The organism is Massilia genomosp. 1, from assembly GCF_011682185.1.
Lineage (GTDB): Bacteria > Pseudomonadota > Gammaproteobacteria > Burkholderiales > Burkholderiaceae_D > Telluria_A > Telluria_A rubra.
The window spans coordinates 1-247 of sequence record NZ_WHJF01000671.1 but is presented as its reverse complement, the minus strand read 5'-3'; the positions used below and the strand labels follow the sequence as shown (position 1 = coordinate 247).

At 57.1% G+C, this 247-nt stretch carries 1 pseudogene; it reads left to right on the top strand.

The annotated features are described in order from the left end of the window. Positions 1-187, top strand: a pseudogene (locus F1735_RS35190) (helix-turn-helix domain-containing protein); the annotation flags it as partial. Between the last annotated feature and the right edge of the window lie 60 nt (positions 188-247).

Below are 247 nucleotides of genomic sequence, written 5' to 3'. Positions count from 1 at the left end.
TCAATACGAACTGATGCCAGATGGCGAGCAAGAGCGCAATATGCGCCGCTTCGCTGGCGCGTGCCGATTCGTCTGCAACAAGGCGTTGGCGATGCAAAAAGAGAATCATGAGGCCGGTAACAAGTTCGTCGGCTACGTCGCCATGGCGAAGCAATTGACCGGGTGGCGCAATGGTCCTGACACACCTTGACTGAAGGACGCGCCGTGTCATGCGCTGCAACATGCATTGAAGCACTTGGAGAGGGCG